We start from the raw sequence: 17,529 nt of genomic DNA, 5'->3' as shown, positions 1-17,529 counted from the left end.
GGCGAGCCACTGGGGTGGACGGGACAACCTCAACAGCCGCGCGATCGGCATCGAGGTCGTCAACCTAGCGCGGGATGAGGGCGGGGTGTTTACCTTTCCTGCGTACCCTCGGGAGCAGGTGGAGGTATTGATTGAATTGCTGCGCGACATTCTCGCGCGTTACCCGCACATCGGCCCGAGCGACATCCTCGGGCATTCGGATGTGGCGTACTGGCGCAAGAGCGATCCGGGGCCGCGCTTGCCTTGGCGCGGCCTGTTCGAGGCGGGCGTGGGGGCCTGGTTCGATGAAGCAACGCGGGCGATGTATCAGCGCCGCTTTTGTGTCGGGTTACCGCCCGAGGTGGAAGTGGAGCGGGCGTTTCAGCGCTACGGGTATAAACCGGCGCAGAATCGCCAGGCGTTCGAGCTGCGGACCCGCGCGTTTCAAATGCACTTTCGGCCCAGGGATTACGGCGGGGCCCTGGACGCTGAGACGTGTGCGATTTTGTATGCGCTGAATGACAAGTATCGGGGCCTTTGACAGCGAGCGCGGCTCAATTGGCGGCGCTTGATCCGTCCGTTAACCGCCACAACTCCTAAATCCATTCGACGCTGGTGCGTTTCCACAACAGGCAATCCGCGCGCAGGCCCTTGGGCCAGATGCCAACGGATCGGCAGTTTGGTCACCATCACCCGCGTATCGAGGGATCCAGAGATGTCAGTCGCTACCAGCCAAATCGCAGACGCTCGGGTGCAGGTCAGCCCGGCGCCCGTGGAAACGCTCTACCAGTTCGACGAAAGCCCGCTGCTGGCACGCCAGCGTCAGCAGGAGTCCAACGCCCGCAGCTACCCGCGGCGCATCCCTTTGGCACTCAAGCGCGCCAAGGGCATCTACGTGGAAGACGTGGAAGGCCGCCGTTTCATCGACTGCCTGGCCGGAGCGGGCACCTTGGCGTTGGGGCATAACCACCCGGTGGTGATCGCCGCCATCCAGCAGGTGTTGAGCGACGAACTGCCGTTGCACACCCTCGACCTGACCACCCCGGTCAAGGATCAATTCGTGCAAGACCTGTTCGGCCTGTTGCCGGCCGCGTTGGCGCAGGAAGCGAAAATCCAGTTCTGCGGCCCCACCGGCACTGACGCGGTGGAGGCCGCGTTGAAGCTGGTACGTACCGCCACGGGGCGTAGCACGGTGCTGTCGTTCCAGGGCGGTTATCACGGCATGAGCCAGGGCGCGCTGAGCTTGATGGGCAGCCTGGGGCCGAAGAAACCCTTGGGCGCCTTGCTCGGCAATGGCGTGCAATTCCTGCCGTTCCCCTACGATTACCGTTGCCCGTTCGGCCTGGGCGGCGCGCAAGGCGTGCGGGTCAACCTGCATTATCTGGAAAACCTGCTCAACGACCCGGAAGCCGGGGTGCTGTTGCCGGCGGCGGTGATTGTCGAAGTGGTGCAGGGCGAGGGTGGCGTGATCCCGGCGGACCTCGACTGGCTGCGCGGCCTGCGGCGGATTACCGAGCAGGCGGGTGTGGCGTTGATCGTCGATGAAATCCAGAGCGGTTTCGCGCGCACCGGCAAGATGTTCGCCTTCGAACACGCGGGCATCATTCCGGATGTGGTGGTGATGTCCAAGGCCATCGGCGGCAGCCTGCCGTTGGCGGTGGTGGTGTACCGCGACTGGCTCGACACCTGGTTGCCGGGCGCCCATGCCGGCACCTTCCGTGGCAATCAGATGGCGATGGCGGCAGGGTCGGCGGTGATGCGCTACCTCAAGGAGCACGACCTGGCCGGCCATGCGGCGGCGATGGGCGAGCGCCTGGCGGAGCAGTTGCGCATCCTGCAGCGCGACTTTGCGCAATTGGGCGATATTCGCGGGCGCGGGTTGATGCTCGGCGTGGAACTGGTGGACCCGAACGGCGCGCCGGATATCCAGGGCCACCCGCCGGTCCACCGCCAACTGGCGCCGCTGGTGCAGCGTGAATGCCTCAAGCGCGGCCTGATTCTGGAACTGGGCGGCCGCCATGGCAGCGTGGTGCGCTTCCTGCCGCCGTTGGTGATCAGCGCCGCCCAGATCGACCAGGTCGCCGAGATCTTCGGGCGTGCCCTGGCTGCGGCGGTCGCCAGCCTCTAATTTTTTACCCGCCTGGTACGTTCCTACAGATATCAGCGCTGCGCGTGGTGCGCAGCCGGCCTTTGAGCGATGGAGAACAGCAATGACCTCAGTATTCGACCGCGACGACATCCTGTTTCAGGTAGTGGTCAACCATGAAGAACAGTATTCGATCTGGCCCGACTACAAGGCCGTGCCGGAAGGCTGGCGCACCGTGGGCAAGAGCGGCATGAAGAAGGAGTGCCTGGCCTACATCGAAGAGGTCTGGACCGACATGCGTCCGTTGAGCCTGCGCCAGAAAATGGACGGCACCGCGCTGGCTTGAACCCGCGACACTGACATCAGCGAAGATCCAATGTGGGGCTCGGCCGCTTGCTCCCACATTGACCCTCAGGACTCAGGCGTTCTTGTCTTTCTCCAGCCCGCCCGACGCGCCGGTCACCACTTGCACACTCAGGCGCGGCGTGGCCAGGTCCAGCCCGGCCTCGTCCAGATGACGTTTCAGCGACAGGTTGAACGCCCGCGACACCTCCCACTGCTTGATCGGCGCGGTCTTGAAGCGCGCCCGCAGAATCGCGCTGCCCGACTCGAAACTTTCCACGCCCTGAATCTCCAGCGGTGACCAGATATTGCGGCGTTGCAGCGGGTCGTTGCGCATTTTCTGGCCGACGTCGCGCATCAACTTGATCGCATCGTCGATTTCCATGTTGTAGGGGATCGCTACCCGGAAGATCGCGTAGCCGAACTCACGGGAGTAGTTCTTGATGCTCTTGATCTCGCTGAACGGGATGGTATGCACGATGCCGTCGATGTCGCGCAGGCGCACGGTACGGATGGTCAGGCCCTCGACCGTGCCGAGGTGGCCGCCGACGTCGACATAGTCGTCGATGGCCAGGGAGTCTTCGATGATGATGAACAGGCCGGTGATCAAGTCCGCCACCAGCGACTGCGCGCCAAAACCGATGGCCAGGCCGATCACACCGGCACCGGCCAGCAGCGGCGTGACGTTCATGCCCATGTTGGCCAGGGCGACGATGGCGGCAATGATGAAGATGGTCACGAACAGCACGTTACGGATCAGCGGCATCATGGTTTGCGCACGGGCGTTGGCCAGGCCTTTGCGCGAACGGGTGAGGGCGTGATGGATCGCGGTGTCGCTGAGAATCCAGATCAGCCAGGCAAACAGCAGCGTGCCACCGAGGCCGAACAGCTTGACGCTGATTTCATGGCCGTCGCCTTCGGTGAAGCGGATCAGCGACAGGCCCCAGACCCGCAGCCCCAGCTCGATAAACGTCAGCCACACCAGCAGGTGGGCGAGGGTGTAGACGAAACTCTTCAAGCGCTCGGAGTACAGCGCATGGCGCTTGTGCCCGCGTTGCGGCTTGAGGGCATGGCGGCGTACCAGGCCGTTGATCACCATGCACAGCACCAGCAACACCGTGCAGAGCAGCGACTGGCGCAAGGCGGTGCTGGTGTCGCCGGCGGAGACGAAGGTGGCGAACAGTGAAATGCCGACCAACAGCAGGGCCGGGATATACCAGAAGGTGCCGATGATTTCGATCGTGTCGCTGAGGGCGCGGCGGGTCAGGCGACGGGACAGCGGCTGGTTGCGGATCAGGTGCGCAATCGGCCGCCGGAAGCGCAGGATGAACACGCCGGTGGACAACGCGGCCATCACATTGGCGACGGTTGCCGCCGTGTGCGCCAGGTGCTGGCCCAGCGCAGCGACCAGCCTGGGGTCGCCCAGGGCTTCGCCAAAAGCGGCGAAACTGCCGATCCACCACAACGGCCGGAACGCCTGGCGCCGCAGGATATACAACGCGTGACGGCGATGGGGGCCGTCCAGCACGGAGAATGCGATCACGCAGATCGCCGAGAAACAGGTGCCAACCACCAGCGCATACGCCAGCACCATCGCCAGGGATTTGCCCAGGGACGAGGGCAGCGCGTAACTCAGGTACACGGTGATTACCAGCGCGATCAGCCACGGCCCCAGTTTGCGCAGGGCGAAGCGCAGCAAGTCCCAGGTGCGCGGGTGTTGCGGCAGTTCTTCGGTCAGGCCGAAGCGCTCGCGCACCCGGTGGCTGAGCCAGATCAGCGCGGCAGCCAGCAGGCTCCACACGGCGAGGATCAGGGCAAAACCGAAGATGATCGGCAGCCATTCGCTGGCCGGCAGCATCAAGGCCTTGAGTTCATCCGTGGCCATGTCCACTTCGTCGGACCAGCGTCCCAGTGGGCTGTCGGCGCCGGAAAACTGCTGCTCAAGGCCGGACAACGTGCTGCCGATCAGCCCGAGCACGCCTTGTTCGGCGGCCGGCTGGGCCTTTTGCGCGGTCTGGCGCAGCTTTTTCAGGTCGTTCAGCAACTGGGTGCGCTGCTGGTCGTTTTCCAGGGTCTTGATCACCTCGTCCAGCGACTGCCCCAGCGGCAGCTCGGCCTGGGGTTGCGGCTTGCTGGTGCCACCCAGCAGCCCGGGCAAACCCATGGCCTGGGCCGGGGCGAGCGGGAGCAGGGTAAGCAGGGCGATCAGCAAACAGCAGGGCAGGGCAAGCAGACGGGAAAGCACGAGGCGGTCAACCTTGAAAACGACGAATTGACCGAGTGTACGAGGCCCCTATGCCCAATGCGAGTGCATTTGTTATTCAGCGAGTTTAGCGAGGATCTTGTAAACCACGGTGCCCAGAATCAACAGCATGCCGATCCACATGCCGAACACGCCGAGGGGCTTGTCACGAAAATTGAAGCCGACCGCGAGCATGATCATGCCGATCAGGATAGGGATGAGCATGGCGTGGAAGGAGGACATGGTGATCATGAGGCGATGGCCTTCTCAGAGTGGGAATACTGACAAGTCTAGGTGGGATTGCGGGAAATGCAGGTGATATAGATCAGGTCCACGCGAAGCCAAATGTGGGAGGGGGCTTGCTCCCACATGTTTAACTGCATCCGGCCTTTGGATCAGGGCAGATCGCGGCTTGCGTAGAACGCGCCGAGCACTTTCACCAGATGTGCCAGGTCATGGCTGCCGCACAGTTCGCGAATGGAGTGCATGGCGAACGTCGGCAAACCGATGTCGACGGTCCGCACGCCCAGGTGGCTGGCGGTGATCGGGCCGATGGTCGAGCCGCAGCCCATGTCGCTGCGCACCACAAAGCTCTGCACCGGGACTTCCTCGGCCATGCACAGGTGGCGGAAGAAACCGGCGGTTTCGCTGTTGGTGGCGTAGCGCTGGTTGCTGTTGACCTTGATCACCGGGCCGGCATTGAGTTTCGGGCCGTGGTTGGCGTCATGCTTGTCGGCATAGTTCGGGTGGACGCCGTGGGCATTGTCGGCCGATACCAGCAGCGATTTCTGAATGGTGCGGACAAATTCATCACCTTCGGGCAGCAGGCGGCGCAGGGTCTGCTCGAGCATCGGGCCATCGGCACCGCAGGCCGAGCAGGAGCCGACTTCTTCGTGGTCGTTGCACACCAGCACGCAGGTTTCATCGGTCTCGCTGGTGAGCAAGGCTTGCAGGCCGGCGTAGCACGACAGCAGGTTGTCCAGGCGGGCGCCGGCGATGAAGTCGCCATTGAGGCCGATCACGGCGGCGCTTTGGGTGTCGTAGAAGCTCAGCTCGTAATCGAGCACCACATCGGCGTTCAGCCCGTGCTCGCGGGCCAACTGCTCGGTGAGCACGGCGCGGAAGTCCACGCGCTCGTCGCCGGCGAACTGCGCGAGGATCGGCGGCAGTTCGGTCTGGGCATTGATCGCCCAGCCCTGGTTGGCTTCACGGTTCAGGTGGATGGCCAGGTTGGGGATGATGGCAATCGGCAGCTTGAAGTCGATCAGCTGGCTTTCGACCTTGCCGTCGCGGCGGAAGGTCACGCGGCCGGCCAGGGACAGGTCGCGGTCGAACCACGGTGCCAGCAATGCGCCGCCGTAGACTTCGACGCCCAGTTGCCAGAAACCCTGGCGTTGCAGCTCGGGTTGCGGCTTGACCCGCAGGCACGGGCTGTCGGTGTGGGCGCCGACCAGGCGGATACCGCCCTGCAGCGGCGAGTGGCGGCCGAGCTGGAAGGCGATGATCGAGGAGTCGTTGCGGGTCACGTAATAGCGCCCGTTGGCTTCGGTGGTCCAGGTGTCGCGCTCGTCGAGACGCTGGTAACCGGCCGCTTCGAGGCGTTGGGCCAGGGCCGCAGTGGCATGAAAAGGAGTAGGGGAGGCCTTGAGGAAGTCGATCAGGCCTTGATTCAACGCTTCGCGCATAAATAGCTCCAGACAGCAATGCCGCAAGTTTACCGTTCGATGGCAAGAAGTGCACAAAACAAATGTGGGAGGGGGCTTGCCCCCGATGGCGGAGTGTCAGTCACTGCATTTGTTCACTGACCCACTGCAATCCCCTCCCACATTTGACGGTGTTTACAGCTTTAGAAGGGGGCCGGGCACTCGAAGCGCAGCCGCTCGCCGCTTTGCGGGTGGGTGAAGCTCAGCATGCTCGCGTGCAGGCACAGGCGCGGCCAGGCGGCCAGGGCTTGTTCATGGGCGTACAAGCCGTCGCCGAGCAGCGGGTGGCCGATGGAAAGCATGTGTACCCGCAACTGGTGCGAGCGCCCGGTGATCGGCGTCAGCTCGACGCGGCACCAGTCACCGCAACGTTCCAGCACCTTCCAGAAGGTCAGCGCATGCTTGCCGAACTCGTGGTCGACCACATGGCGTGGCTTGGTTGGCGGATCGTAGCGCAGGGGCAGGTCGATGCTGCCGCTGTCCAATTCCGGTTGACCCCAGGCCAGGGCGGTGTAGGCCTTTTCGGTTTCGCGGTCATGAAACTGGCGGGACAGTTCGCGGTGGGTGTCGGCGTCCCGCGCGAGCAGAATGATCCCGGAAGTTTCCCAATCCAGGCGATGGACGATTCGGGCCTCTGGGTAGCCGTTTTCCTGCAGGCGGGTGATCAGGCAGTCCTTGTTGTCGTCGGCGCGGCCGGGCACCGAGAGCAGCAGAGTCGGCTTGTTCACCACCAGGACGGCGGCGTCCTGGTAGAGGATATGGATGTTGGACAACGGCATTAAACAGCCTCGTAACAAACGCCAACGGCGGCTCGATCACCCGGCTCCCGCAAAGGGATCAAGGTGACGGAGCCGCCGTGGCGACCGCCCTTTCGATCAACGATCGGGCAGGGTGATATTGAGTTCCAGAATCGAGCAACTGCCGTCGTTTTCCAGGGCGACATGTACGTCGTCGTTACCGATATTGACGTACTTGCGGATCACTTCGACCAGTTCCTTCTGCAAGGCTGGCAGGTAGTCCGGGGTGCTGCGTTGGCCGCGTTCGTGCGCCACGATGATCTGTAGACGCTCTTTCGCTACCGACGCGGTACTTGGCTTTTTGTTGGCGCGAAAGAAGTCGAGAAATTTCATTGTTTAGTTGCCTCCAAAGATACGCTCGAAGAATCCCTTCTTCTTGACATCGAGGAAGCGGTGTTCCACGGTCTTGCCCAGTAAGCGATCAACCGCGTCGCTGTACGCCTGGCCGGCGTCGCTCTGGTCGTCCAGAATCACCGGGACGCCCTGGTTGGAGGCCTTCAGCACCGCCTGGGACTCGGGAATGACACCCAGCAGGGTCACTGCGAGGATCTCTTTGACGTCTTCAACGCCGAGCATCTCGCCATTGCTGACGCGCTCAGGGTTGTAGCGGGTGAGCAGCAGGTGCTCCTTGATCGGGTCTTCGCCTTTTTCGGCGCGCTGGGACTTGCTGGCCAGCAGGCCGAGCATGCGGTCCGAGTCACGTACCGAGGAGACTTCCGGGTTGGTCACCACGATGGCTTCGTCGGCGAAGTACATCGCCAGGTGAGCACCGGTTTCGATACCGGCCGGGGAGTCGCACACCACGTATTCGAAGGTTTCCTTCAGTTCAGCGAGGACTTTGCCTACGCCTTCCTTGGTGAGCGCATCTTTGTCGCGGGTCTGGCTGGCGGCCAGTACGTACAGGTTCTCAAGGCGCTTGTCCTTGATCAGGGCCTGTTGCAGGTTGGCTTCACCGTTGACCACGTTGACGAAGTCGTACACCACGCGGCGTTCGCAGCCCATGATCAGGTCGAGGTTACGCAAACCGACGTCGAAGTCGACGATGACTGTCTTGTGGCCGCGCAGAGCGAGGCCGGTACCGATAGCGGCGCTGGTGGTGGTCTTACCCACACCACCCTTGCCGGATGTAACCACGAGAATCTTGGCCAAGGTGTTTCACCCCTAAGGAAAAAGGACTTTTCAGCCCCCGAAAAACATCTCTTGGAACTCGCTGCAGGCGGACAGCCTTTGTAGGGAAAAGAGGTGGTTTCCGCGGGGAAACGCCAACTTCAAATGAGTCCTACGCAAGTCTTGCCGGTTTCGCTGTGCTATCAGAGTCTAGAGATGCTTGGAAAATGCGGCAGTATCCGTTAAAGACGGATGATGTTCAACACATCGCCCGACAGGCTGACTTGTACCGCGGCGCCCCACAGTGGATCGCGGCGCAAATCTTCTGAAACCTTGTACTGACCTGCGATCGACACGAGTTCAGCGGTCAACTGCTGGCAAAAAATACGTGCCTTGGTATCACCCTTGATGCCGGCGAGGGCACGTCCGCGCATGGGGCCGTATACATGGATGTTGCCATCGGCCAGAAGTTCCGCGCCCGGACTGACCGACGAGATCACCACCAGGTCGCCGCCCTGGGCGTAAATCTGCTGCCCGCCGCGCACGGGGGAGGTGATGATCTTGGTCGGCTTGACCGTCGGCTCCGGCGGTTTTTCCGGTTTTTTCTTCACTTCACCGGCCAGCGGATCGAGTGGGCGCTCGCGGGCACCGGCCGGTGGCAGTACTGGCAGTTCAATAGCGATGGCGGCGGCAATGTCTTCGATACGGCTGGCACGAATCGCCAGGGTGCGCAGGCCATGGGAGCGGCACACGCGCATCAGGCCCGGCAGGTCGATTGCGCCCTGGCCGGCTGGCAGCTTGTCCAGGGCCAGCACCAGCGGCGCGTTGTTGAAAAAGTTCGGTGCCAGGGCGACCTTGGCGGCGAGCTGGCGGTCCAGGGCGTCGAGGTCATTGCGGGCCAATTCCAGCACGGTAATGGCGAGCATGCTGCCTTTCAGCTGGAACACGGGATCTTGGTCTAGCGGTTCGGTTTGGCTCATGGTCGGCAAAAGCGGCTTGTCACGAAAAGTGTCGAGACTTATAACGAGAACAACCACTGGCCGCAAGCCGAGTCGAACCGTTGTAGAATGCGCGGCCCTTGTCTTTACCGGAATCTGTAATGGATCGCCCGCGTTTTCGAGCTGTATTTTTTCACCCGCGATTTTGGCTGCTATGGCTGGGACTCGGCCTGCTGTGGCTGGTCACTCAATTGCCATACCGCGTGCTGCTGACCATTGGTCGCCTGCTGGGCGCGGGCATGTACCGCGTGGCCGGCGAACGTCGCCGCATCGCCGCGCGCAACCTGGAACTGTGCTTCCCGGAAAAGTCCGCGCAAGAGCGTAAACATTTGCTCAAGGAAAACTTCGCCTCCACCGGCATAGCCTTCTTTGAAATGGCCATGAGTTGGTGGTGGTCGCGCCAGCGCCTGGCGCGGCTGGCCCACGTCGAAGGCCTGGAGCACCTCAAGCAGGCTCAGTTGGACGGCAAGGGCGTGATCCTCATGGCCCTGCATTTCACCACCCTGGAAATCGGCGCGGCCCTGCTCGGGCAAAAACACACGATCGATGGCATGTACCGCGAGCATGGCAACCCGCTGTTCGACTTTATCCAGCGCCGTGGCCGCGAGCGCCACAACCTCGACTCCCTGGCCGTGGAGCGTGAAGACGTGCGCGGCATGCTCAAGCTGCTGCGCGCCGGCCGCGCCATCTGGTACGCGCCGGACCAGGACTACGGCGCCAAGCAAAGTATCTTCGTGCCGCTGTTCGGCATCCAGGCCGCCACCGTGACCGCTACCAGCAAGTTCGCCCGCCTGGGCAAGGCGCTGGTGGTGCCGTTTACCCAGGAGCGCCTGGCCGACGGCAGCGGTTATCGCCTGGTGATCCACCCGCCGTTGAGCGATTTCCCCGGCGAAACCGATGAGATCGATTGCCTGCGCATCAACCAGTGGGTCGAGACCTCGGTGCGCGAATGCCCCGAGCAATACCTGTGGACCCATCGCCGCTTCAAGAGCCGGCCGCCGGGTGAGCCCAGGTTGTACGAAAAACGCCGTCGGTAAGACCCGCCTTTCTCTACATGGAGTGACGCAATGCGCCCAGCTGAACCGGTTACAGGCTTGATTCTTTCCGGCGGCGGGGCGCGTGCGGCGTATCAGGTGGGGGTACTGGCGGCGATTGCCGAGTTGCTGCCGCCGGGCGCGGCCAATCCGTTTCCGGTGATCGTCGGCACATCGGCCGGCGCGATCAACGCGGTGAGCCTGGCCAGCGGCGCCATGGACTTCAGCGCGGCGATCGAGCGTCTGACGGCGTTCTGGCAGGGCTTTCGCAGCCACCTGGTGCTGCGCAGCGATTGGCCGGGGGTGATTCACCAGGCCGCTCGTTTCTGTTTCCACAGCCTGCTCGGCCTGGGCGCCCAGGTCCCGGTGGCGCTGCTCAACAGCGCGCCGCTACGGGATCTGCTGCACGAGATGCTGCACCTGGATGGCATTGACCAGGCCATCCGCGAAAAACACCTGAAGGCGGTGGCGGTCACGGCCTTCGGTTACGAGTCCGGGCAAGCAGTGACCTTTTACCAGGGCGGCGGCACCATCGATGCCTGGCTGCGCCATCGACGTATCGGTGTGCCCAGCCGGCTCACGGTCGAACACCTGTTGGCCAGTTCGGCGATCCCCTTGCTGTTTGCTCCGGTGAAGCTCGACCAGGAGTATTTCGGCGATGGCGCGGTGCGGCAATCGGCCCCCATCAGCCCGGCTTTGCACCTGGGCGCCAGCCGCGTGCTGGTGGTGGGTGTCAGCGGCAACCCGCGCGGCGTCGAGCATGAACACGCCTCGCAGCGCGCCTACACCGGCCAGCAGCCGACCCTGGCGCAGATCGGTGGGCACATGCTCAACAGCACGTTCATTGACAGCCTGGAAAGCGATATCGAGTTGCTGGAGCGCTTGAACCAGTTCAGCCATTTCCAGCCCGCCGACAGCGCGGCCCGGGGCCTGGCGCCGGTGGATGTGCTGGTGATTGCGCCGAGTCAGCCGATCGATGAAATCGCGGCGCGGCATCGGCAGGAATTGCCCGCGGCGTTGCGCCTGTTCCTGCGCGGGCCAGGTGCGACCAAGACCAGCGGGGCGGGGGTGCTCAGTTACTTGCTGTTCGAGGCGGGGTATTGCAGTGAGTTGATCGAGTTGGGGCGCAGTGATGCGCTGGCCAAGCGCGAGGAGATAACCCGGTTTTTGGGGCGGTCCCCTAGCTGAATTTGGGAGCAGGCACGCCAGCTCCCCCATCAGGCCGGCGGTGTGGTCAGAAGTGGTACTTGACCAAAAAGCTCGCCGTATCCTGGTTGGTCTTGAACGCGCCGGAATCTTCGATCCCATACTTGTTCTTCCAGTAGTCGTATTCAAAACCGACGTACAGCTGTTTCTCGCCCCAGTTCAACGCCTTGCCCAGGTCATATTTGACTTGTGGGTTGAAGTGCAGGTTGGCGTGATAAGTGCCACGGGCGTTCTTGTCGTTGTCGACCACCCAATCCATATAGCCGTCGATCAGGATGTTGGAGTTGCCCACGGGAAGGGTGTATGACCACACCGGGGTGATCTGCCACACACCGTCGCCCGGGCGATTGCCTTCGGTCTGGCGCTGGTAGAAGTTCAACTGGAAGTAGTCGAAACCAGGGATGTTCAGGTCGAAGCCCGGGCCCAGCAGGTACGATTCGTTATCGCCTTCGCCGAACTCATAAGTGAATGCCAGCAATACATCTTTGATCGGTCCGAAGGACAAGTCCTTGTCGAAAATCTTGCCGAACGATAGACGCGGGCTGAACTCGCCGTAGTAAGTACTGGGGCCGACGTTGCCGTCTTCCTTGCCGTTGTAAAAGATGCGGTCGAGGAAAAAGAAGTTGTCGCCGTACTTCCACGCATCGGCGTGTTCAAACGTGACGGTCTGTTGGATCTGCGGGTTGACGGTGAAGTTTTTGCCCCACAGGTACGTCAGGCTGTTGTTCTGCCACTGCAACAAGTCGCCGGCAACGGCTTGGCCGCCCGCCAGCAGGGTTGCCGCCAGCATCAGGCCTTTGAACATAGGTTTCATTCGGTTGCTCCCGAGTTAAAGTTTTATGGTTTTTCTTCTAAGCAGGCGCTCTGGTGTGGCGCCTTTTGGTTCGCTGAAAAAATCGTCTGTTCGGTCAGCTTTAATGCTTTTAGCAAGAGCTGCGCCAAGGTGTAAAAAAAGCCAAAAAAATCCCCGTCGGCTGCAGCGGCTGCAGTCGAATTCAGAGGGCTTTTGCGCACTTGGGCCGCCGCCCGCAGGCCGGGATAAGTTGGCCTTGCAGTCAGCTTTTACATTCGCTGTTTTTTTTTCAGTCGATTCGAGCGGGCGCGGAGAATACTGGCTCCAAAGCCTTGGCTCAAGTGCGCTGTTAGAGCGCGCGTGGGGCGAGAATGGGGCACGGCTCGTGGCCGTCCCCAGGTCAAAGGTGTACATGTGGGCGTTCCCTGTTCGTTATTGTTTTTGTTGTGACGAAGGAATCAATGAGTGTGGGCGACGGCGGGTCGTTCAGAACCGCCCACATTGGGATCTGTGTGAGTCAGTCAGTTCGTGCGGGCGCCCTGGTTGATCCAGGTGCCGATCAGGTCGCGTTCCTGCTGGGTCATCTGGGTGATGTTGCCCAGCGGCATGATCTGGCTCGCCACGGCCTGCGCCTGAATGCGCGCGGCCTGTTGCTGGATCTGCGTCGGCGTGTCGAACATCACCCCCGCCGGTGCGGTGCTGAACAGCGGGCTGGTGGGCTTGGCCGAATGGCACACGGCGCAGCGTGCCTGGATCACCCCATGCACCTTGTCGAAGTCGACCGTCGCCTGGGCCGGCGCGGGTGCCGCAGCGGGGGCGGCCGGTGCGACGGGTTTCTCGCCGCCGCCCAATGCGGTCTCCGGCAACGGCTGGTACTCGATGGCCGCCGGTGCCTTGGCCACTTCGGCGATCGGCCTGGGCCCGGTGACATACGCCAGGCAAATCATCGCCAACGCGCCCACCGGCAAGGTCCAGGCATATTTCTGGCTGTTGTGCCGGGTGTTGAAATAATGCCGCACCAACACCGCCGCCACCGCGATCCCCGCCAGGATCAGCCAGTTGTAGTGGCTGCCGTAGGTGCTCGGGAAGTGGTTGCTGATCATGATGAACAGCACCGGCAAGGTGAAGTAGTTGTTGTGCCGTGAACGCAGCAAGCCCTTGGCCGGCAGGGCTGGGTCCGGCGTGCGCTGCTCCGCGATCGCCGCCACCAGCGCGCGTTGTGCCGGCATGATGATGCGGAACACGTTGCCCACCATGATGGTGCCGATGATCGCCCCCACATGCAGGTACGCGCCCCGGCCGCTGAACACTGTGCTGAAGCCGTATGCCGCCGCGATCAACAGCACGAACAGGATCAAACCGAGCAGGGCCGGGCGTTTGCCCAGGGCCGAGTCGCAGAGAAAGGAGTAGATGAACCAGCCGGCGAACAGTGAGCCGATGCCCAGCAACACGCCTTCGGTGCCGCTCAGGCTGCTGCCGGGGGCGAGCAGGTACAGCGTCGGGTTGAGGTAGAACACCACGCACAGCAGCGCGACGCCCGACATCCAGGTGAAATAGGCTTCCCATTTGAACCAGTGCAGGTTGTCCGGCATGGTCGGCGGGGCCAGTTTGTATTTTTCCAGGTGGTAGATACCGCCACCGTGGATCGCCCACAAGTCACCGGACAGACCGTCCTTGGGGTTGACGCGGTTGAGGTTGTTTTCCAGCCAGACGAAATAAAACGACGCGCCGATCCAGGCCACGCCAGTGATCATATGAACCCAGCGCACGCTGAGGTTCAGCCATTCCAACAGATGTGCTTCCACAGTCTTTACCTCTCGCCTGTCACCCTTGTTGTCGGGTGATCCGGCCTTCTCTTATTGGTGGGGGGCGAGGATCAACCGCTCATCCTCTTTGAAAAAATGCTCATCGCAGTTATTGCCGGTGCCACTGCGATCAACCACCAGGAAGTCATCCCGCTTTTCGATCGTCAGCACCGGGTGGTGCCAGACGCCGCGATGGTAATTAATGCCCTGCCTGCCGTTGGTGACGAAGGCGCGGACCAAGCCTGATACAGGTGCATCGCCAAGTGGCGCGACCACGATCAGAAAGGGGTTGCCGAGCAGCGGAATGAAGGCTTGGCTGCCCAGCGGGTGTCGCTCCAGCATGCACACGGTCAGCGGCATTTCCAGCGCGTCGGCGCGGAAGATGCTGATGATGGCGTGGTCTTGCGGCTGGGCGGTTTCCACCGTTGCCAGCTTGTGAAAACGCATGGTCGACCCGTTGTTGATCATGAAGTGCTCGCTGCCGTCGGTTTCGATCACGTCTCCGAAGGGGGCGAAGGCTTCTTTGGTCAGGGGTTCGATCATCAGTGTGCGCATGGCTGGCTTCTTAATCTGTTGGGTTATTGATGGACCGTTGTAGAAGCAAGCTTGCTCGCGAAGGTCGTCAACGATAACGCGTGCATCCTGAATGAACGCGGTGTCCTTGAGTTTTTCGCGAGCAAGCTCGCTCCTACAGGTTCAGCATGACTTGGCGACCTTGCCCAGGACGCGCAGGCGACTCACACCGCCATCCGGGAACACGTTCAGGCGGATGTGGGTGATCGGCCCCAGCGCCTTGATCTGCTCGGCGAAGGTGTGTTCGGCGTGCATTTCCAGCTTCTGCGCCGGCAGCAGTTCGCGCCAGAACAGCGATTGGGTTTCGATCTGGCTGTCGGTGCCGCCTTTCACGAACGCGGCCTGGATCGAGCAGGTGTCCGGGTAGTTGCCCTTGAAGTGCAGGGTGTCGACGATGACTTTCTCGATCTCGCCCGCATGCCCGAGCGCGACGATCACCCAGTCATTGCCTGGTGTGCGACGCCGCGCGGTTTCCCAGCCGTCGCCCATGTTGACGCCACGGCCGGGGTTGAGGAGGTTGCCCATGCGGCCGAAGTGTTCGTCGGAACAGGCCAGGGCGCGACCGCCGTTCAGCGCTGCCGCCAGGTCGACCTGTTCGTTGTCGCCCACTGCGGACCAGTCGCGGAACGGTACGCCGTACACGCGCAGACGGGCCACGCCGCCATCCGGGTAGATGTTGAAGCGCAGGTGGCTGAACGCCTGGTCATGGTTGATTGCGTGGTAGTGGTGGCTGTTGCCTTGCAGCTCGACGGCCGACAGCACTTCCACCCACTGGGTGCTGTCATCCGGCTCGCCCGAGGCGAGGAAGCAGGCTTCCAGGGAGGCCGACGGCGGGAAGTTGCCGGTGAAGAATGAAGTGTCGATGTCCACGCCTTTGATCGAGCCGGGTGCGCCCAGGCGGATCACCGCGCTGTCGTAGCCTTCGAAGCGCTTGCGGCGCGACTCCCAGCCGTCCATCCACTTGCCGTTGTCATCGAAAACGCCCTCCTTCCACACAGCCGGGGTCGGCTGGAACAGGCGGTTGGCGTCGGCGAACCAGTCATCGGTCACCGAGATGATTTTGGTGCCGAGGCGGGCGTCGGCCAGGTTGACGAACTTCTCGAAAGGTACGGGTTGCGCTTTCATTCTTCTTGTCTGCCTTGGATAGAGTGGCTGGGGATGGTCGTTTAGAGGGTCAGTAAGCGGAACAACGCGATCTTGTTGATCTCGTCCAGCGCGCACTTGAACTCGGTGTCGACCGGGTGGTGGATGCGCGTTTCGAACGCTTTGATGATCTGATGCCGGTTGCTGCCTTTTACCGCCATGATGAAGGGAAACTTGAACTTGGCCTTGTAGGCCTCATTCAGCTCGGTGAAGCGTGAGAACTCTTCGGCCGTGCATTGGTGAATACCGGCGCCGGCTTGTTCATGAGTGCTGGCTTCGGTCAGTTGGCCCTGGACGGCTGCACGGCCTGCCAGGTCCGGGTGAGCGTTGATCAGCGCCAGTTGCGTGGCGTGATCGGCGCTGAGCAGGATATCGCGCATGCGCTGGTGCAGGGTTTCGATCTCGTCGAGCGAAGCGTCCTGCCCCAGGTCGAAGGCTTTTTCGGCCACCCATGGCGAATGTTCGTAGATGTCGGCAAAGGCGCTGATGAATGCATCGCGGCTCAAGGTCGACGGTTTGACGGTCTGGAACCTGGTCATTGCGCCGCACCCTTATAAGGGTGAGTGGCGTGCCAGTGGCGGGCGATGTCGACCCGGCGGGTGAACCACACCTGTTCATGGCCCTTGGCGTATTCGATAAAGCGCTTCAACGCCGCGAGGCGCGCCGGGCGGCCGATCAGGCGGCAGTGCAGGCCAATGGAAAGCATCTTCGGCGCGTCGGCGCCTTCGGCGTAGAGCACGTCGAAAGCGTCTTTGAGGTACTCGAAAAAGTCATCGCCCTTGTTGAAGCCTTGCACCTGGGTGAAGCGCATGTCGTTGGTGTCCAGGGTGTAAGGGATCACCAGGTGCGGCTTGCCGGTGGGGTTGTTGGGTTCCCAGTAGGGCAGGTCGTCGTCGTAGGTGTCGCAGTCGTAGAGGAAGCCGCCTTCCTCCATCACCAGGCGCCGCGTATTCGGACCGGTGCGGCCGGTGTACCAGCCCAGCGGGCGTTCGCCGGTCAGTTCGGTGAGGATGCGGATGGCTTCGAGCATATGCTCGCGCTCCTGGGCCTCGTCCATGTACTGGTAGTCGATCCAGCGGTAGCCGTGGCTGCAGATTTCATGGCCGGCGGCGACCATCGCGCGGATCACGTCCGGATGGCGCTGGGCGGCCATGGCCACGGCGAAGACGGTCAGCGGGATATCGAATGCTTTAAACAATTTGAGGATGCGCCACACGCCGGCACGGCTGCCGTATTCGTACAGCGACTCCATGCTCATGTTGCGCTCGCCTTGCAGCGGCTGGGCCGAGACCATTTCGGAAAGGAAGGCTTCGGACTCTTTGTCACCGTGCAAGATATTGCGCTCGCCGCCTTCTTCGTAGTTGAGTACAAAAGACAACGCAATGCGTGCCTTGCCCGGCCAGTGGGGGTGAGGAGGGTTACTGCCGTAACCGATCAGGTCGCGTGGGTAGTCAGCGCTCACTGCAGTCTTCCTTCTTGTGCGTGGTAGCGGTGGGTGTGGCGGCCGGGCAGTGAAAAGACTGAGTGGCGTCACAGCGATGAGTGATTGTATACAACTTATTCGCCACTTTGTAAGCCCGGATTTCTGCATTTTTTCCGCAACGCTCACCTTCAAGGGTGTAGCAAGAAACTTGCCTGACTGGTCAGCTAATGGACAAAAGGTCGTTTAAAAGCAAGGATGACTCATGAATCGGCCGGTCGCGCCAGGCCAGTGGAAGGAT

The 17,529-nt window shown here is 62.1% G+C and carries 19 protein-coding genes; 5 read left to right on the top strand and 14 right to left on the bottom strand.

What is annotated here, in order from left to right; genetic code table 11:
- From INT12_RS23480 to INT12_RS23470, 3 genes are all read left to right on the top strand, one after another.
- Positions 1-520 (top strand): N-acetylmuramoyl-L-alanine amidase (locus tag INT12_RS23480; protein ID WP_193059037.1); only part of this gene is annotated, 520 nt, incomplete at its 5' end.
- Between the two features lie 174 nt (positions 521-694).
- On the top strand, positions 695-2,107 hold the full coding sequence (locus INT12_RS23475; protein WP_046382551.1) for an aspartate aminotransferase family protein: 1,413 nt from the start codon (positions 695-697) through the stop codon (positions 2,105-2,107).
- Between the two features lie 82 nt (positions 2,108-2,189).
- Positions 2,190-2,411: an MbtH family protein gene (locus tag INT12_RS23470; RefSeq protein ID WP_017845810.1), complete on the top strand. Its 222-nt coding sequence runs from the start codon at positions 2,190-2,192 to the stop codon at positions 2,409-2,411.
- A gap of 72 nt (positions 2,412-2,483) precedes the next feature.
- Here INT12_RS23470 and INT12_RS23465 read toward each other — a convergent pair whose 3' ends face one another.
- From INT12_RS23465 to minC, 7 genes are all read right to left on the bottom strand, one after another.
- Positions 2,484-4,652: a mechanosensitive ion channel family protein gene (locus INT12_RS23465; RefSeq protein ID WP_102618023.1), complete on the bottom strand. Its 2,169-nt coding sequence runs from the start codon at positions 4,650-4,652 to the stop codon at positions 2,484-2,486.
- Between the two features lie 72 nt (positions 4,653-4,724).
- Positions 4,725-4,901 carry a hypothetical protein gene (locus tag INT12_RS23460; protein WP_017845812.1) on the bottom strand — a complete coding sequence of 59 codons (177 nt, stop codon included), beginning with the start codon at positions 4,899-4,901 and terminating at the stop codon, positions 4,725-4,727.
- Between the two features lie 143 nt (positions 4,902-5,044).
- Complete coding sequence (locus tag INT12_RS23455; protein WP_193059036.1) at positions 5,045-6,334, bottom strand: M18 family aminopeptidase; 1,290 nt, start codon at positions 6,332-6,334, stop codon at positions 5,045-5,047.
- A gap of 161 nt (positions 6,335-6,495) precedes the next feature.
- The gene (locus INT12_RS23450) at positions 6,496-7,131 is read right to left on the bottom strand and encodes an RluA family pseudouridine synthase (protein ID WP_015885133.1); all 636 of its coding nucleotides are present in this window, start codon (positions 7,129-7,131) and stop codon (positions 6,496-6,498) included.
- A 96-nt stretch (positions 7,132-7,227) separates the two neighbouring features.
- Positions 7,228-7,482, bottom strand: coding sequence for a cell division topological specificity factor MinE (gene minE, locus INT12_RS23445; RefSeq protein ID WP_003175252.1), 255 nt, complete (start codon positions 7,480-7,482; stop codon positions 7,228-7,230).
- A gap of 3 nt (positions 7,483-7,485) precedes the next feature.
- Complete coding sequence (gene minD / locus INT12_RS23440) at positions 7,486-8,298, bottom strand: septum site-determining protein MinD (RefSeq protein ID WP_003209098.1); 813 nt, start codon at positions 8,296-8,298, stop codon at positions 7,486-7,488.
- A gap of 200 nt (positions 8,299-8,498) precedes the next feature.
- Positions 8,499-9,236, bottom strand: coding sequence for a septum site-determining protein MinC (gene minC / locus INT12_RS23435; RefSeq protein WP_193059035.1), 738 nt, complete (start codon positions 9,234-9,236; stop codon positions 8,499-8,501).
- Positions 9,237-9,355: 119 nt separating this feature from the next.
- On the opposite strand from minC, the gene INT12_RS23430 reads away from it, so the two are divergent.
- Both INT12_RS23430 and INT12_RS23425 read left to right on the top strand, forming a co-directional pair.
- A complete protein-coding gene (locus tag INT12_RS23430; protein ID WP_046483992.1) occupies positions 9,356-10,291 on the top strand; it encodes a lipid A biosynthesis lauroyl acyltransferase in 936 nt (311 codons plus the stop codon).
- A 30-nt stretch (positions 10,292-10,321) separates the two neighbouring features.
- The gene (locus INT12_RS23425) at positions 10,322-11,476 is read left to right on the top strand and encodes a patatin-like phospholipase family protein (protein WP_193059034.1); all 1,155 of its coding nucleotides are present in this window, start codon (positions 10,322-10,324) and stop codon (positions 11,474-11,476) included.
- Positions 11,477-11,522: 46 nt separating this feature from the next.
- Here the strand turns inward: INT12_RS23425 and INT12_RS23420 are convergent, their stop codons facing one another.
- From INT12_RS23420 to puuE, 7 genes are all read right to left on the bottom strand, one after another.
- Complete coding sequence (locus INT12_RS23420; protein ID WP_026139882.1) at positions 11,523-12,308, bottom strand: outer membrane protein OmpK; 786 nt, start codon at positions 12,306-12,308, stop codon at positions 11,523-11,525.
- A gap of 15 nt (positions 12,309-12,323) precedes the next feature.
- On the bottom strand, positions 12,324-12,701 hold the full coding sequence (locus INT12_RS23415) for a hypothetical protein (protein ID WP_126589161.1): 378 nt from the start codon (positions 12,699-12,701) through the stop codon (positions 12,324-12,326).
- Between the two features lie 107 nt (positions 12,702-12,808).
- Positions 12,809-14,092, bottom strand: a complete 1,284-nt coding sequence (locus INT12_RS23410) for a urate hydroxylase PuuD (RefSeq protein WP_017845818.1) — start codon at positions 14,090-14,092, stop codon at positions 12,809-12,811.
- A gap of 51 nt (positions 14,093-14,143) precedes the next feature.
- Entirely contained in the window at positions 14,144-14,647 is a 504-nt protein-coding gene (locus INT12_RS23405; protein ID WP_017845819.1) for an ureidoglycolate lyase, read from the bottom strand.
- Between the two features lie 141 nt (positions 14,648-14,788).
- Positions 14,789-15,790, bottom strand: coding sequence for an allantoicase (alc, locus tag INT12_RS23400; protein ID WP_017845820.1), 1,002 nt, complete (start codon positions 15,788-15,790; stop codon positions 14,789-14,791).
- A 41-nt stretch (positions 15,791-15,831) separates the two neighbouring features.
- A complete protein-coding gene (uraD, locus tag INT12_RS23395) occupies positions 15,832-16,347 on the bottom strand; it encodes a 2-oxo-4-hydroxy-4-carboxy-5-ureidoimidazoline decarboxylase (protein ID WP_017845821.1) in 516 nt (171 codons plus the stop codon).
- Complete coding sequence (puuE, locus tag INT12_RS23390) at positions 16,344-17,270, bottom strand: allantoinase PuuE (protein WP_017845822.1); 927 nt, start codon at positions 17,268-17,270, stop codon at positions 16,344-16,346. The genes uraD and puuE overlap by 4 nt, the downstream gene beginning before the upstream one ends.
- Positions 17,271-17,529 lie beyond the last annotated feature (259 nt).

Origin of the sequence: Pseudomonas sp. K8 (assembly GCF_014889455.1) — a bacterium.
Lineage (GTDB): Bacteria > Pseudomonadota > Gammaproteobacteria > Pseudomonadales > Pseudomonadaceae > Aquipseudomonas > Aquipseudomonas veronii.
This window is presented reverse-complemented; position numbering and strand designations above follow the sequence as displayed.

What these genes read in the sequence shown, in the direction of transcription:
- INT12_RS23415 (WP_126589161.1), bottom strand. Translation starts at nt 12,701, where the DNA reads ATGTACACCTTTGACCTGGGGACGGCCACGAGCCGTGCCCCATTCTCG.
- minE (WP_003175252.1), bottom strand. Translation starts at nt 7,482, where the DNA reads ATGAAATTTCTCGACTTCTTTCGCGCCAACAAAAAGCCAAGTACCGCG.
- INT12_RS23430 (WP_046483992.1), top strand. Translation starts at nt 9,356, where the DNA reads ATGGATCGCCCGCGTTTTCGAGCTGTATTTTTTCACCCGCGATTTTGG.
- minC (WP_193059035.1), bottom strand. Translation starts at nt 9,236, where the DNA reads ATGAGCCAAACCGAACCGCTAGACCAAGATCCCGTGTTCCAGCTGAAA.
- INT12_RS23455 (WP_193059036.1), bottom strand. Translation starts at nt 6,334, where the DNA reads ATGCGCGAAGCGTTGAATCAAGGCCTGATCGACTTCCTCAAGGCCTCC.
- INT12_RS23460 (WP_017845812.1), bottom strand. Translation starts at nt 4,901, where the DNA reads ATGATCACCATGTCCTCCTTCCACGCCATGCTCATCCCTATCCTGATC.
- INT12_RS23475 (WP_046382551.1), top strand. Translation starts at nt 695, where the DNA reads ATGTCAGTCGCTACCAGCCAAATCGCAGACGCTCGGGTGCAGGTCAGC.
- INT12_RS23405 (WP_017845819.1), bottom strand. Translation starts at nt 14,647, where the DNA reads ATGCGCACACTGATGATCGAACCCCTGACCAAAGAAGCCTTCGCCCCC.
- alc (WP_017845820.1), bottom strand. Translation starts at nt 15,790, where the DNA reads ATGAAAGCGCAACCCGTACCTTTCGAGAAGTTCGTCAACCTGGCCGAC.
- INT12_RS23420 (WP_026139882.1), bottom strand. Translation starts at nt 12,308, where the DNA reads ATGAAACCTATGTTCAAAGGCCTGATGCTGGCGGCAACCCTGCTGGCG.
- INT12_RS23470 (WP_017845810.1), top strand. Translation starts at nt 2,190, where the DNA reads ATGACCTCAGTATTCGACCGCGACGACATCCTGTTTCAGGTAGTGGTC.
- uraD (WP_017845821.1), bottom strand. Translation starts at nt 16,347, where the DNA reads ATGACCAGGTTCCAGACCGTCAAACCGTCGACCTTGAGCCGCGATGCA.
- INT12_RS23425 (WP_193059034.1), top strand. Translation starts at nt 10,322, where the DNA reads ATGCGCCCAGCTGAACCGGTTACAGGCTTGATTCTTTCCGGCGGCGGG.
- INT12_RS23450 (WP_015885133.1), bottom strand. Translation starts at nt 7,131, where the DNA reads ATGCCGTTGTCCAACATCCATATCCTCTACCAGGACGCCGCCGTCCTG.